The 14,581-nt window shown below is 73.4% G+C and carries 9 protein-coding genes and 1 riboswitch; of the genes, 8 read left to right on the top strand and 1 reads right to left on the bottom strand.

Annotated features, from left to right (window positions below; genetic code table 11):
- Positions 1 to 97: 97 nt before the first annotated feature.
- Positions 98 to 212, top strand: a riboswitch (SAM riboswitch).
- Between the two features lie 39 nt (positions 213 to 251).
- From C2L58_RS34910 to C2L58_RS34890, 5 genes are all read left to right on the top strand, one after another.
- On the top strand, positions 252 to 1,595 hold the full coding sequence (locus C2L58_RS34910; protein WP_103341898.1) for an aminotransferase class V-fold PLP-dependent enzyme: 1,344 nt from the start codon (positions 252 to 254) through the stop codon (positions 1,593 to 1,595).
- Between the two features lie 212 nt (positions 1,596 to 1,807).
- Positions 1,808 to 2,212, top strand: a complete 405-nt coding sequence (locus C2L58_RS50030; protein WP_233226110.1) for a hypothetical protein — start codon at positions 1,808 to 1,810, stop codon at positions 2,210 to 2,212.
- A 4-nt stretch (positions 2,213 to 2,216) separates the two neighbouring features.
- Positions 2,217 to 2,825 carry a hypothetical protein gene (locus C2L58_RS50025; RefSeq protein WP_199191608.1) on the top strand — a complete coding sequence of 203 codons (609 nt, stop codon included), beginning with the start codon at positions 2,217 to 2,219 and terminating at the stop codon, positions 2,823 to 2,825.
- A gap of 77 nt (positions 2,826 to 2,902) precedes the next feature.
- On the top strand, positions 2,903 to 3,493 hold the full coding sequence (gene lspA, locus C2L58_RS34895; protein ID WP_103341944.1) for a signal peptidase II: 591 nt from the start codon (positions 2,903 to 2,905) through the stop codon (positions 3,491 to 3,493).
- On the top strand, positions 3,490 to 4,419 hold the full coding sequence (locus C2L58_RS34890) for an RluA family pseudouridine synthase (protein WP_103341897.1): 930 nt from the start codon (positions 3,490 to 3,492) through the stop codon (positions 4,417 to 4,419). The genes lspA and C2L58_RS34890 overlap by 4 nt, the downstream gene beginning before the upstream one ends.
- Here the strand turns inward: C2L58_RS34890 and C2L58_RS34885 are convergent.
- The gene (locus C2L58_RS34885) at positions 4,416 to 5,429 is read right to left on the bottom strand and encodes an AsnC family transcriptional regulator (RefSeq protein WP_103341896.1); all 1,014 of its coding nucleotides are present in this window, start codon (positions 5,427 to 5,429) and stop codon (positions 4,416 to 4,418) included. The two genes, C2L58_RS34890 and C2L58_RS34885, sit on opposite strands and share 4 nt — an antisense overlap.
- A gap of 133 nt (positions 5,430 to 5,562) precedes the next feature.
- Between C2L58_RS34885 and C2L58_RS34880 the strand changes: the two genes are divergently transcribed.
- The 3 genes from C2L58_RS34880 (at position 5,563) to C2L58_RS34870 (ending at position 14,535) form a co-directional block, all read left to right on the top strand.
- On the top strand, positions 5,563 to 12,192 hold the full coding sequence (locus C2L58_RS34880) for a DUF885 domain-containing protein (RefSeq protein ID WP_103341895.1): 6,630 nt from the start codon (positions 5,563 to 5,565) through the stop codon (positions 12,190 to 12,192).
- A complete protein-coding gene (fahA, locus tag C2L58_RS34875) occupies positions 12,189 to 13,400 on the top strand; it encodes a fumarylacetoacetase (protein ID WP_199191607.1) in 1,212 nt (403 codons plus the stop codon). Before C2L58_RS34880 ends, fahA begins: the two co-directional genes overlap by 4 nt.
- Before the next feature lie 94 nt (positions 13,401 to 13,494).
- Positions 13,495 to 14,535 carry an LLM class F420-dependent oxidoreductase gene (locus C2L58_RS34870; protein WP_103341893.1) on the top strand — a complete coding sequence of 347 codons (1,041 nt, stop codon included), beginning with the start codon at positions 13,495 to 13,497 and terminating at the stop codon, positions 14,533 to 14,535.
- Positions 14,536 to 14,581 lie beyond the last annotated feature (46 nt).

The following is a 14,581-nucleotide window of genomic DNA, read 5'->3' as shown; positions in this document are numbered from 1 at the left end:
GCGCCGCGGCTGCGAGTGCTCACCGTCTGTGAACGGCGTCTCAGAATGTGAGGCGGGGGTTGGCCACCGGCCGCGTTCTCGGTTACCTTCTGACTCAGGTCATGAGTGCCAGCGCGAAGCCCCGGCTTGCTGGCCGGCAACCCTCCTACCGCGGTGGGGTGCCCCGGGTGAAGACCGGGCCGGTCGCGCCGTGCGACGGGCAAGCGCGGGCCCCTCGCCGGGGTCCCCCGGATCGCCGAGGAGGCACCCCGATGACTCTCGCCATCGACCGCACTCCGCTCGAAAGCCCCGCAAGCCCCGAAACCCGCGCCATCCCCGCCGTCGCGGGGGCGTCGCTGCGGGTGCCGCTGGTGACCGGCGGGGACATCGGCTACGCCAACCTCGACCACGCCGCGAGCGCCCCGTGCCTCGAGGCCGTCCGCGGCGCCGTCGACGAGTTCCTGCCCTGGTACGCCAGCGTCCACCGCGGGGCCGGCTTCGCGTCGCAGGTCTCCACCAAGCTCTACGAGCGCACCCGGGACGTCCTGCGCCGCTTCGTCGACGCCCGGCGGACCGACACCGTCGTCTTCACCCGCAACACCACCGACTCCTTCAACCTCCTCGCCCGCAGCCTGCCGCGGCACACCACGGTGATCGTCTTCGACACCGAGCACCACGCCGCGCTGCTGCCGTGGCCGGGACCGAACGTCCGGCGGATCCCGACCCCGCGCACCCGCCTCGCCGCGGTGTCCGCTGTGGACGAAGCACTCGCGGACGCCCCGCAGGGACCGCGGCTGGTCGTCGTCACCGGAGCGTCCAATGTGACCGGTGAGCTGCTTCCGGTGGCCGAAATCTCCGCTGTGGCGCGGAAACACGGCGCTCGCATCGCCCTCGACGCCGCCCAGCTCGCCCCGCACCGCCGGATCTCGCTCAAGGAACTGGACGTCGACTACATCGCCCTGTCCGGCCACAAGCTGTACGCGCCCTTCGGCGCGGGTGCGCTGATCGGCCGCGCCGACTGGCTGCGCGCGGCCCGGCCGTACCTCGCCGGCGGCGGCGCGACCAAGCTCGTCACCGAGGACGCCGTCGTCTGGAACACCGGCCCGGAGCGCCACGAAGCCGGTTCGCCCAACACCGTCGGCGTGTACGCGCTCGGCGTCGCGTGCGAAACCCTCGGTGACAACTGGGCCGCGATCGAAAACCACGAGCAGGCCCTGCTCGCCCGGCTGCGCAAGGGCCTCGAGGCCGTCCCCGGCTGCGCCGAGCTGCGGTTGTTCGACGCGCCGGTCGACCGGGTCGGCACGGTCAGCTTCGTCGTCGACGGCTTCGACCCGGGCTGGCTCGCCGCGGTGCTGTCCGCTGAGTACGGCATCGGCGTCCGCGACGGCGCCTTCTGCGCCCACATCGCGGCCAAGCGGCTGATCGGCGTCGCCGGCGGCGACGGGCAGCAGGCGGTCCGCGTCAGCCTCGGCCTCGGCAGCACGGCGGAACACGTCGACCGCGTGCTGCTGGCGCTGCGGCAGATCGTCGCCCGCGGAGCCCGCTGGGAGTACGCGAAGGTGGACGGCCGCTGGGCCCCGGTGGGCGACCCGCGGGAGCTGCCGCCCTTCTGCTGAGCGCTAGCCTGGACCGATGGGGAGAGGGCCGCGTTTCTGGTTTCCGCTGGCACTGCTGGGGTTCGCCCAGATCGGCCTGGCGGCGGTGCAGCTGGTAGCACGCCGTAGCCGGGCCGAGGACGAAGCCGCGAACCTCTTCGGGCCGTACTCGCTCCCGCCCGGCGCGACCGAGCACAGCCAGGCGTTCCGGTTGCCCCTGGACGATTTTTCACGTGGTGGAGAGCGGCTTGCCGGTCGGGCCCGCGTGGCTGGTCACGCTCGGCGTGGTGCTCGGCGGCACGGCCGTCTGGTACGCGCTCGCCCTGCGGCCCGTCCGCACCGGCTGGTTCGTTCTCGGCACGATCGGCGCGCTGCTCGCCGTCCCGCTGCTCGACCTGGTCGGGTCCTGGCAGTTCCGGCTCGGCGAGGGGCTGCGCGGCCCGCTGCTGGCCACGCTCGGCCTGCTCGTCCTCGCCGCCTACGAGCGCAGCCTGTTCCTCCTGCTCACCACGGTCGCGTTCGCCCTGGTCGCCGTGGTGCTTTCGGCGGACATGGCCGGCGTGCTGATCTCGTCGGTGATCCTGCTCGCCGCCGCCTTCATCGCCCTGCTGCGGGGAAACCCGCGCTCGATACCCTGACGCGATGGGGTGTGCACGGCGGTCCTGGTTCCCGTTGGCCGCGCTGGGGTTCGCGTTGCTGGTGATGGTGGCCGTCGAAGTGGTCCCCGGCGGCATCGAAGCCGCCCAGGGGTACCAGCCGTCCCCGAACTGGTACGGCCTCGGGACCGGCGGAGTCGGCGGTACCGGCCGTCCGGCCGGGAACGAGGTGCGGGCCGTCGCGGTCTCGGTCGATCCCACGCCCGCGACGAAGCTCGGCTGGCTCGCGGGTCTCGCCTGCGTCGTGCTCGCCGTGGCCGCCTGGTACTGGCGGGAGCTGCGGCCCCCGCGGCCCGGCCGGTTCCTGCTCGGCACGCTCGGGGCGCTGGCCGCCGTCCCGCTGCTCGACCTGGCCGGCGCCCTCCAGCTCCGGCTCGGCGGCGATGTCCGCGGCGCTCTGCTGGCGACGCTGGGCCTCCTGCTGGCCGGCTACGAGCGCAGCCGGTTACTGCTGGCCGTAGCCGGGGTGTTCGCGCTGGTCGCGACCGTGTTCCTGCCCCCGGTGGCCGGTGCGCTCGCCGCGGCGGGCGTGCTGTTCGCGGCCGCCTTCGCCGTCCTCCTGCGCCCGCGGCCGGACGGGCCCGACGCGGCCTGACCAGCGCCGTGGACAATGGACCGGTGAGCACCGAGCCCAGCCACTCCGAACCCGACACCGCCGTGCCCGCCGACGCGGTGCCCGATCCCGCCGCGGACGCGCCCGAGAACCCGGAGGTCCCGGCGAAGCCGCTGCTGCCCAAGCGGCGGGTCGGCTGGGTCTTCGCGGTCGCCGTCGTGTTCTGGGCGATCGACCTGGTGACGAAGAACCTGGTCGTGGCCAACCTGGAGGGCAAGGAGCCGGTCAAGGTCCTCGGCGGGCTGATCTACCTGCAGGTCATCCGCAACCCCGGTGCCGCGTTCTCGATGGCCACCGGCATGACGTGGGTGCTCGCCCTGGTCGCGCTCGCCGTCGTCATCGCGATCATCTGGCTGTCGCGGCGGCTGCGGTCGATCGGCTGGGCGATCGGCCTCGGCCTCGTGCTCGCCGGCGCCACCGGCAACCTGACCGACCGCATCTTCCGCGCGCCCGGCGGGCTGCAGGGCCACGTCGTCGACTTCATCTCGGCGTTCGCCCCGAACGGCAAGGGCTTCGCGATCTTCAACATCGCCGACTCCGCGATCTGCGTCGGCGGCGCCCTGATCGTGCTGCTGTCGCTGCTGGGCAAGGACTACGACGGCACGTCGACCAAGGACAAGAAGATCAAGCAGGCGGAGGAGCAGGCGTGAGCTCGCGGATGCTCCCGGTGCCCGACGGGCTCGACGGGATGCGGGTCGACGCCGGCCTCGCCAAGCTGCTCGGGCTGTCCCGCACGGTCGTCGCGGAGCTCGCCGAATCCGGGGACGTGCTGCTCGACGGCCGTCCCGCCGGCAAGTCCGACCGCCTTTCCGGCGGCGGCCTGCTGGAGATCACCCTGCCGGAGCCGGCGAACCCGGTGGAGGTCGTCGCGGAGCCGGTTGCGGGCATGCAGATCCTGCACGACGACGACGACATCGTCGTGATCTCGAAGCCGGTCGGTGTCGCGGTGCACCCGAGCCCGGGCTGGACCGGCCCGACCGTCGTCGGCGGCCTCGCCGCGGCCGGCCTGCGCATCGCGACCTCGGGCGCGGCCGAGCGCCAGGGCGTGGTCCACCGGCTCGACGCGGGCACCACCGGCGTGATGGTGGTGGCCAAGAGCGAGCACGCGTACACCGTGCTGAAGCGCGCGTTCAAGGAGCGCGCGGTCGACAAGGGCTACCACGCGATCGTCCAGGGCCACCCGGACCCGATGCGCGGCACGATCGACGCCCCCATCGACCGCCACCCGCGCCACGACTACAAGTTCGCGGTGGTCCAGGGCGGCCGCCCGAGCGTGACGCACTACGAAGTCGTCGAGGCGTTCCGGGCGGCGTCGCTCGCGCACATCAAGCTCGAAACCGGGCGGACGCACCAGATCCGCGTCCACTTCTCGGCGCTGCGGCACCCCTGCGTCGGCGACCTGACCTACGGCGCGGACCCGGTCCTGGCCCGCCACCTCGGGCTCAGCCGGCAGTGGCTGCACGCGAAGACCCTGGGCTTCGCCCACCCGGCGGACGGCCGCTGGGTCGAGTTCGAGTCGGAGTACCCGGACGACCTGGCGAAGGCCCTGGAAAAGCTGCGCGACGAGAGCTACTAGTCCTCGATCGACCAGGTCAGCGTGCGCTCGTCCGGCTCCGGCCGCGGGCTCCAGCGGACCGAAACCACGCGGGTGGTGTCCGGGAGGACGTACACCGTGTGGCCGCCGAGGGTTTCGCCCGGCTTGACGCCGATCTTGTGCGGCGGCCGGGACGTCAGCGACACCGGTGCCTTGCCGATCGCCTGGCCGTCGGCGGCGAGCAGCTCGAGGTAGTTGTCCGGCAGCGACGCGAACGGGATCGGCCCGCGGTTGGTGATCTCCGTGTGCACCACCACCGCACGCTCACCGGCTTCCAGGCGGTAGCCGGCCGCGCTGAACAGGTAGTCGGCCGGGTCCTGGACTTCCAGCAGCTGCACCGACAGCTGCTCGCCCTCCAGGCCCTGGGTCTCCATCACCTCGCCGAGCCGGCCCTGCTTGCCGGCGGCGGGCCCGCTCGGCCGGGCGGGGTCGTCGCCGCGGGCCCAGGACGCCGTCTGCGGCACGCCCCACGTGCTCACGGCCGGGTCGAGCGGCACCGGCGGCGGCGTGAACGGCCGGGGCGGGCGCGGCGGCTGCTGCGGTGGCGGGCCGGGGTAGCGCCCGGACGGCGTCCCCTGGACCTGGTGCGGCCCGGACGGCGTGCCCTGGACGGTGTAGGGCCCCGAAGGCGCGCCTTGCACGGTGTACGGCCCGGAAGGGGCGCCCTGGACGGTGTACGGCCCCGAAGGCGTCCCCTGGACGGGCGGGGGCATCGGCGGCGCGGGCTGGTGCGGCACCGGCTGCGAAGGCGGGGGGACCTGCGGCCGGTTCGCCCACGACGGCGGGGCGCCGGCGATGGCCGCGCGCAGGCCGTTCGGGTCGCTTTCGACGCCGACGAGCAGGGGGAGCCCGCTGCCGGAGAGGGCGACCAGCCGGTAGGCGACCTCGCGGGGATCCATGCCGACCTTGGCCGCCAGCTCGTGCACCGCCGCCTTGCCGAGGTCGGCGAGCGCGGCGAGCAGGCGGGCATCCACGGGATCGGTCACGGCCACATCGGAAACGCTACCGCCTGGCCGGTCCGCGCCGCCCGAGGCGGTCCGCCCCCGGCGAACGGTCCACCGTTTCTGTCGGTGATCTCCGTTAGGGTCGGCCGTGAGCACATCAGCCGAAGCTGGGGGTCCTGCCATGACCGCGGTCACCGAACTCGCCGACGAGTTCGTCGAAGCGCTGTTCGCCGCCGATCCGCTGACGCCGGCGCTGCTGGGCCTGCGGCCGGCGGCGCCCGGCTTGGCGGACCTGTCCGCCGAGGCCGAGCGGGCGTTCCGGGCCCGGCTCGCGGAGTTCCTCGGCCGGGCCCGCGCGCTCGAGACCGAGGGCCTGCCGGCCGAGGACCGCGTCACCCGCGAAGTCCTGATCACCACGGCCGAGAACCGCATCGCGGCGATCGACAGCCGGATGACCGAGTTCACCGTCACCGACCTCTCCGTCGGGATCGCGGCCGGCCTGCTCATGGCGTTGCCGATGACGACGGTGACGCCGGGCGAGGCCGCGGAGGCCCAGCTCGGCCGGCTGGCCGCGATCCCGGAGTACCTGCGCCAGGCCGCGCGGCGGCACGCGGACGGCATCGCCGACGGCCTGCTCCCGGTGGCCCACCTGGTCGACGCGGCGATCGCGCACCTCGACCGCTACCTCGCCGATCCCGACGCCGACCCGCTGCGCCGCCAGCCCGCCCCGGACGAGGAGTTCGAGCGGCGCCGGGAGGAGCTGCTCGCCGACGTCGTCCGCCCGGCCTTCGCCGGGTACCGCGAGTTCCTGATCACCGAGGTCAAGCCGCACGGGCGGCCCGCGGACCGGCCCGGCCTGTCGTGGCTGCCGGGCGGGGACGAGACCTACACCCGCTTGGCCCGGATGCACACGACCACCGAGCTCACCCCGGAAGAGCTGCACCGGATCGGCCTCGACACCATCGAGGCGCTCGCCGCCGAGTACCGCGAGCTGGGGCTGAAGGTGTACGGCACCGACGACCTCGCCGAGATCTTCGCGCGCCTGCGCACCGACCCGGCGCTGCGCTGGCGCGGCGCGGACGAGCTGCTGGAGACCGCCCGCACCGCCGTCGCCCGCGCGGCCGCGGAGGCCCCGAAGTGGTTCGGCCGGCTCCCGGAGCAGCAGTGCACGGTCGAAGCCGTGCCGGCGGAGGTCGCGCCCGGCGCGCCCGCGGCGTACTACCTGCGCCCGGCCGCCGACGGCTCGCGGCCGGGGATCTACTTCGCGAACACCCACGAAGCCACCGAACGGTTCCGGCACATGGCCGAAACGACCGCGTTCCACGAAGCCGTGCCGGGCCACCACTTCCAGATCAGCCTCGCGCAGGGGCGCACCGAGCTGCCGCTGCTGCGCCGCATCGGCATGTTCAACGCCTACATCGAGGGCTGGGGCCTCTACAGCGAGCGCCTCGCCGACGAAATGGGGCTCTACTCCGACGACATCGCCCGCCTCGGCATGCTGGCGGGCGACTCGCTGCGGGCGGGCCGGCTGGTGGTCGACACCGGGCTGCACGCGCTGGGGTGGAGCCGGCAGCAGGCGATCGACTACCTGCTGGAGTACACGCCGGAGTCGCGCGCCGAGGTCGAGTCCGAGGTCGACCGGTACATCGCGTGGCCGGGCCAGGCGCTCGGGTACCTGGTGGGGCGGCTGGAGATCCAGCGCGCCCGGGCCCGCGCCGGGCAGCGGCTCGGTTCGCGGTTCGACGTCCGCGCGTTCCACGACCTCGTGCTGGCCGGCGGCCCGCTGCCGCTCTCGGTGCTCGCCACCGTCGTCGACGAGTGGGTGGCCGGGCACGGCGACACCGTCGACGGCCTGGCGAGCGAGCTCGTCGAGCTGTCCTTCGAGCAGGAGCCGCTGAACCCGTCGATCCTCGGCCTGCCCGGCGACCACGATCGGCTCGCCGACCAGACGCGGGAAGCCCAGGAACGGTTCCGGGCGGCCTACACGGATCTCGCCGCCCGCGCGCGGGCGCTCCCCACCGGCGGCCTGACGCCGGAAGAAGCGGTGACGCGCGAGGTCGTGATCGCCTCGGCCGAAGTCGAGGCCGACCGGCTCGGCGCACGGGCCGCCGACATCGCGGTCAGCGACGGGCTCACTTCGCCCGCGCTCGGGCTGCTGATGGCCCTGCCGTACTACAAGCTGGACGACGAGAAGAAGGCCCGCGGCTACCTGACCCGGCTCGGCGCGATCGAGCCGTTCCTCGCCGATCTGACCGAGCGGCTGCGCGAGAGCCTGGCCGAAGGGCTGGTGCCGCCGGCGTACCTGGCCCGCGTCGGCGTCGAGTACGTCGACCGCTACCTCTCCGCGCCGGACACCGATCCGCTGAAGCTGGGCACGACGGCGGCCGTCGAGGGCTTCGAGGCCGAGCGGGACAGGCTGCTCGCCGAGGTGGTCCGCCCGGCGTACGCGCGGTACCGGGACTTCCTGCGCACGGAGGTCGAGCCCGCCGGGCGCCCCGACACCGCACCGGGGATCTCCCACGTGCCGGGCGGGGCCGAGCGGTACGCCGCGCTGATCCGCGCGGAGACGACCACCGAGCGCACGGCGCAGGAGCTGCACGAAACCGGGCTGGCGCTGATCGAGAAGCTCGCCGGCGAGTACCGCGAGCTCGGCGCGAAGGTGTTCGGCACCACCGAGCTCGGCGAGATCTTCGAGCGCCTGCGCACCGATCCGGCCCTGCGCTGGCGCGACGGCGAGGAGCTGCTGTCCGCGGCCCGGGACGCCATCGCGCGGGCCGAAGCCGTGGCGCCGCTGTGGTTTTCCCGCATCCCGGCGGAGAAGTGCGAGGTCGCGCCGGTGCCGGAGGCCGACGCGGCGAGCGGCACGATCGCGTACTACCTCCAGCCCTCGCTCGACGGTTCACGGCCGGGCACGTACTACGCGAACACCCACGAGGCGGCGAAGCGCCCGCGCTTCACCAGCGAGGCGATCGCGTTCCACGAAGCCGTGCCGGGGCACCACTTCCAGCTCAGCCTGGCCCAGGAGCTGCGGGACCTGCCGCTGCTGCGGCGGATCGGCATGTTCAACGCCTACGCCGAGGGCTGGGGCCTGTACGCCGAGCGGCTCGCCGACGAGATGGGCCTGTACTCCGACGACGTCTCGCGGTTCGGCATGCTCACGCAGGACTCGATGCGGGCGGGCCGGCTGGTCGTCGACACCGGGCTGCACGCGCTGGGCTGGAGCCGGCAGCAGGCGATCGACTTCCTGACCGACCACACGCCGATGGCGCCGCTGGAGATCGAAGCGGAGATCGACCGGTACATCGGCTGGCCCGCCCAGGCGCTGGGCTACATGGTGGGGCGGCTGGAAATCCAGCGGCTGCGCGCCGAAGCCGAGCAGGCGCTGGGCGAGCGCTTCGACATCCGCGGGTTCCACGAGGTCGTGCTCGGTCACGGCATGCTGCCGCTGTCCGCGCTGGCCAAGGTGGTCGAGGACTGGGTGGCCGGCCGGCTCGACACACCCGGCCGGCTCGCCGACGAGCTGGTCGCGCTGCACTTCGAACGGCAGCCGCTGTACCCGTCGGTGTTCGGCCTGCCCGGCGACCACGGCAAGCTGCCCGATCCGGGTGCCGAAGCCCAGGCCCGGCTCCGAGCCGGGTACGCGGCGATCGCCGCGCGCGCCGAGGCCCTCGACACCACCGGATTGCCCGCCGACGAGCGCGTCACCTCGGAAGTCGTGCTGTCCCAGGCGAAAGCGGCCATCGACGAAATGGATTCCGGCCGCGCCGACATCTCGGTCAGCGACGGGCTCGGCGCACCTGCGCTGCAGCTGCTGCTCTACCTGCCGCAGACGGTCCTGGACGACGAGCCGAAGGTCCGCGGCTACCTGAGCCGGCTCGCGGGCCTGGGCGGCCACCTCGACGCGCTGATCGACCGGCAGCGCGCGGCGGTGGGCGCAGGGCTGGTGCCGCCGGGCTTCCTGGTGCGCATCGGCATCGAGTACGTCGACCGCTACCTCGCCGCGCCGGAGAGCGACCCGCTGCGGGTGACACCGCCGTATGCGCTCGACGGCTTCGAGGCCGAGCGCGATCGCCTGCTCGCCGAGGTGGTCCGGCCCGCGTACGCGCGTTATCGCGCGTTCCTGGCCGACGAGGTCGCGCCGGTGGCCCGGCCGGAGACGTCGCCGGGCATCGGTGCCCTGCCGGGCGGGCCGGAGCGGTACGCGGCGCTGATCCGCGTCGAGACGACCACCGAGCGCACGGCGCAGGAGCTGCACGAAACCGGGCTGGCGCTGATCGAGAAGCTCACCGCCGAGTACCGCGAGCTGGGCGGGAAGCTGTTCGGCACCACCGATCTCGGGGAGATCTTCGACCGGATCCGGACCGATCCGGCGCTGCGCTGGCGGGACGGCGAAGAGCTGCTGGCCGGGGCCCGGGCCGCCATCACGCGGGCGGAAGCCGTGGCCGGGCAGTGGTTTTCGCGGGTGCCGGAGCAGCGGTGCCAGGTCGCGCCGGTCCCGGCGGCCGAGGCCACCAGCGGCACGATCGCGTACTACCTGCGGCCGTCGCTCGACGGCACGCGCCCGGGCGTCTACTACGCGAACACGCACGAAGCGGAGAAGCGGCCGCGGTTCACCAGCGAGGCGATCGCGTTCCACGAAGCCGTGCCGGGGCACCACTTCCAGCAGTGCCTCGCCCAGGGCCTCACCGGCCTGCCGCTGCTGCGCCGGATCGTGCACGTCAACGCCTACGGCGAGGGCTGGGGGCTCTACGCCGAGCGGCTGGCCGACGAGATGGGCCTGTACTCCGACGACGTGTCGCGGCTGGGCATGCTGACCCAGGATTCGATGCGGGCGGGCCGGCTGGTCGTCGACACGGGCCTGCACGCGCTCGGGTGGAGCCGGCAGCAGGCCGTCGACTACCTCGCCGAGCACACCCCGATGGCCCGGCTGGAGATCGAGGCGGAGATCGACCGGTACGCCGCCGATCCCGGCCAGGCGCTGGGCTACATGGTGGGGCGGCTGGAGATCCAGCGGCTGCGCGCCGAAGCCGAGCAGGCACTGGGGGAGGCGTTCGACATCCGCGAGTTCCACGACGTCGTGCTGGGCAGCGGGACCCTGCCGCTGCCGGTGCTGTCCGGCGTGGTCGCCGAGTGGGTGGCGCAGCGCCGTGACACGCCCGGCAAGCTCGCCGACGAGTGCCTGGAGCTGATGTTCGAGGCGCAGCCGCTGCTCCCGTCGGTGCACGGCCTGCCGGGGACGCACGACAAGCTCGCCGACCAGACCGCCGAAGCGGCCGCCCGGTTCCGCGCCGGGCTCACCGGCGTCATCGCGCGTGCCGAGGCGATCGACCCGGCCGGGCTGACCTCGGCCGACCGCGTCACCCGGGACGTCGTGATCTGGCAGGCCCGCACCCAGGTCGACCTGCTCGACTCCGGCCGGGCCGACATCGCGGTGAGCGACGGGCTGGACGCACCGGCCCTCAGCCTGCTCACCGAGCTACCGCAGACGATCCTCGACGACGACGTCAAGGTGCGCGGCTACCTGAGCCGGCTCGCCGCCGTCGGCACCTACCTGGACCAGGTGATCGAGCGGCAGCGGGCGGCGCTCGCCGAGGGCCTGACGCCGCCGGCGTTCCTGGCGCGCATCGGCGTCGGCTACGTCGAGCGGTACCTCGCCGCCCCGGAGAACGACCCGTTGAAGGTGCCGGTCCGCGGCCGGGAAGCCGAGCGCGACCGGTTGCTGGCCGAAGTCGTGTGGCCCGCCTACCGGCGGTACCGGGACTTCCTGGCCGACGAGGTGGTCCCGGTGGCCCGGCCGGAGACGTCGCCGGGGATCGGCGACCTGCCGGGCGGGCCGGAGCGCTACGCGGCGCTGATCCGGGCCGAGACGACGACCGAGCGCACACCGCAGGAGCTGCACGAAACCGGCCTGGCGATCATCGAGCGGCTGGCGGAGGAGTACCGCGAGCTGGGCGCCGAGCTGTTCGGCACCACCGAGCTCGCGGAGATCTTCGAGCGGATCCGCACGGACCCGGCGCTGCGCTGGCGGGACGGCGACGAACTGCTGGAGTCCGCCCGCGCGACGATCAAGCGGGCGGAAGCCGCGGCGCCCCGGTGGTTCTCGCGGATACCGGAGCAGCGGTGCCAGGTCGCGCCGGTGCCCGACGCGGAGGCCGAAAGCGGCTCGATCGCCTACTACATCGAGCCGTCGCTCGACGGTTCGCGGCCGGGCACGTACTACGCCAACACGCGCGAGGCGGACCAGCGGCAGCGGACGCTGAGCGAGTCCGTCGCCTTCCACGAAGCCGTGCCGGGCCACCACTTCCAGCTGACGCTCGCCCAGCAGCTCACCGGCGTGCCGATGCTGCGCCGCATCGGCATGTTCAACGCGTACGCGGAGGGCTGGGGGCTGTACGCCGAGCGGCTCGCGGACGAGATGGGGCTGTACTCGGACAACACGGCGAGGCTCGGCCTGCTGACGCAGGATTCGATGCGCGCGGCGCGGCTGGTGGTGGACACCGGCCTGCACGCGCTGGGCTGGAGCCGGCAGCAGGCGGTCGACTACCTGGTCGAGCACACGCCGATGGCCCGGATCGAGATCGAGGCGGAGATCGACCGGTACGCGGGCCTGCCGGGCCAGGCGCTCGGCTACATGGTGGGCCGCCTGGAGATCCAGCGGCTGCGCGCCGAGGCCGAGCAGGTGCTGGGCGAGGCGTTCGACATCCGCGAGTTCCACGACACGGTGCTGGGCAGCGGAACCCTGCCGCTGCCGGTCCTGGCGGACGTGGTGGCCGAGTGGGTGGCGGCGCGGGCCGCCCGGGACGAGGAGTGACTGTGACCTGGCTCGAACTCGCCGACGACACACCGTTCGGCCTGGACAACCTGCCCTACGGCGTCTTCTCCGTCGGCGGCGCGCCCGAGCGGCGGATCGGCGTGCCGGTCGGCGATCAGGTGCTCGACCTGACCGCCGCGGCCGCCGGGACCGCCGCCGCGTTCGCCCCGCTGCTCACTTCCGGGGTGCTCAACCCGCTGCTCGCCGCCGGGGCCGCCACCTGGCGCGAAGTCCGCGAGAGCGTCACCGAGTGGCTGACCGAACCCCGCTACGCCGACCAGCTCCGGCCGCACCTCGTGCCCCTGGCCGAGGTGACCACGCACCTGGCGTTCGAGGTCGCCGACTACGTCGACTTCTACTCCAGCGAGCACCACGCCCTCAACGCCGGCAAGATCTTCCGCCCGGACGCGACCGAGCTCCCGCCCAACTGGAAGCACCTGCCGATCGGCTACCACGGCCGGGCGGGCACGGTCGTGGCGTCCGGCACGCCGGTCGTCCGGCCGCACGGGCAGCGCAAGCCCCGCAACGCCGATGCCCCGTCGTTCGGCCCGTCGCAGCGGCTGGACATCGAGGCTGAGGTCGGGTTCGTCGTCGGCACTCCGTCCACTGTGGGCACCAGTGTGTCCGCAGCGGACTTCGCGGACCACGTGTTCGGCGTCTGCCTCGTCAACGACTGGTCGGCGCGCGACATCCAGGCCTGGGAGTACCAGCCGCTCGGCCCGTTCCTCGGCAAGTCGTTCGCCACGTCGGTGTCGCCGTGGATCGTCCCGCTGGCCGCGCTGGAGCACGCGCGCGTCGACGGCCCGCCGCAGGACCCGGAGCCGTTCGAATACCTCCGGACCTCCGAAAAGTGGGGGCTGGACCTGGCGCTGGAGATCCGCCTCAACGGCCACCTGGTGTCGAGCCCGCCGTTCGCGACGCAGTACTGGACGGCCCCGCAGCAGCTGGCGCACATGACGGTCAACGGCGCGAGCCTGCGCACGGGCGATCTCTTCGCCTCGGGCACGGTGACCGGCCCGGAGCGTGACCAGCGAGGCTCGTTCCTGGAGCTGTCCTGGGGCGGTCAGGAGCCGCTGGAGCTGCCCGGCGGCGTGGCGCGGACGTTCCTCGAGGACGGCGACGAAGTGGTGATCGGCGCGACCGCGCCCGGCCCGAACGGCACGCGCATCGGCTTCGGCGACGTGCGGGGGACGGTGGTTCCGGGCTGAACCGAGCCAGAAGTGGCGGTGCGCACACCGGAACGGGCTGGGGAGCGCGCATAATGACGGCGACTAAGCGCTTGCTCACCACAGGAGGACGCCCATGAGGATCGGGACCGGCATCAGCTACTCCGGAGGCTTCGCCGAAAGCGTCGCCGACGTCGTCGAACTGGAGAAGGCCGGCCTCGACGTCGTCTTCGTGCCGGAGGCGTACTCGTTCGACGCGGTCAGCCAGCTCGGCTACCTGGCCGCGAAGACCGAGCGCGTCCAGCTGGCGTCCGGCATCTTCCAGATCTACACCCGCACGCCGACGCTGACCGCGATGACCGCGGCCGGCCTCGACTTCGTCTCCGACGGCCGGTTCATCCTCGGGCTCGGGGCGTCCGGCCCGCAGGTCATTGAGGGGTTCCACGGCGTGAAGTACGACGCGCCGCTGGGCCGCACGCGGGAGATCGTCGAGGTCTGCCGCCAGGTGTGGCGCCGCGAGCGCGTGGTGCACGAGGGCAAGCACTACACGATTCCGCTGCCGCCCGAGCAGGGCACCGGGCTCGGCAAGCCGCTCAAGCTGATCAACCACCCGGTGCGGGAGCGGATCCCGGTGCTGCTGGCCTCGATCGGGCCGAAGAACGTCGCGCTGACGGCCGAGATCGCCGAGGGCTGGCAGCCGATCTTCTTCCACCCGGAGAGGGCCGCCGACGTCTGGGGCGCCTCCCTGGCCGAGGGCAAGGCCAAGCGCGACGCGGCACTGGGCGAGCTGGAAACGTTCGTCACGGTGGCCCTGGCCATCGGCGACGATGTGGAGCCCCTGCTCGACTACGTGCGCCCGGTCCTGGCCCTGTACATCGGCGGGATGGGTGCGCGGGGCAAGAACTTCTACAACGACCTGGCCTGCCGCTACGGCTACGAGGCCGAGGCGAAGCTGATCCAGGACCTGTACCTGGACGGCAAGAAGGAAGAAGCGGCGGCGGCGGTCCCGGCCGAGCTGCTGCGCGCGATTTCCCTGGTCGGCCCGGCGGGCTACGTGAAGGAGCGCCTGGCGGCCTTCGCCGAGGCGGGCGCGACGACGCTGGTGGTGAACCCCCTGCAGCCCGGCCGCGAGGCCCGCGTGGCGGCGGTGTCACAGCTGCGTGAGCTGATCGACTGAGGTCAACGCGCGGCGGCCACCTCGGGGAAGGTTCTCGAGGTGGCCT

Source organism: Amycolatopsis sp. CA-126428, assembly GCF_002904335.1.
Lineage (GTDB): Bacteria > Actinomycetota > Actinomycetes > Mycobacteriales > Pseudonocardiaceae > Amycolatopsis.
Note: the sequence above shows the minus strand (reverse complement) of the source record. Positions and strands in the feature narration are given on the sequence as shown.

Excerpts from the sequence above, each read along its gene's own strand:
- C2L58_RS50025 (WP_199191608.1), top strand. The coding sequence starts at position 2,217 with ATGGGGTGTGCACGGCGGTCCTGGTTCCCGTTGGCCGCGCTGGGGTTC.
- C2L58_RS34910 (WP_103341898.1), top strand. The coding sequence starts at position 252 with ATGACTCTCGCCATCGACCGCACTCCGCTCGAAAGCCCCGCAAGCCCC.
- C2L58_RS34880 (WP_103341895.1), top strand. The coding sequence starts at position 5,563 with ATGACCGCGGTCACCGAACTCGCCGACGAGTTCGTCGAAGCGCTGTTC.
- C2L58_RS34870 (WP_103341893.1), top strand. The coding sequence starts at position 13,495 with ATGAGGATCGGGACCGGCATCAGCTACTCCGGAGGCTTCGCCGAAAGC.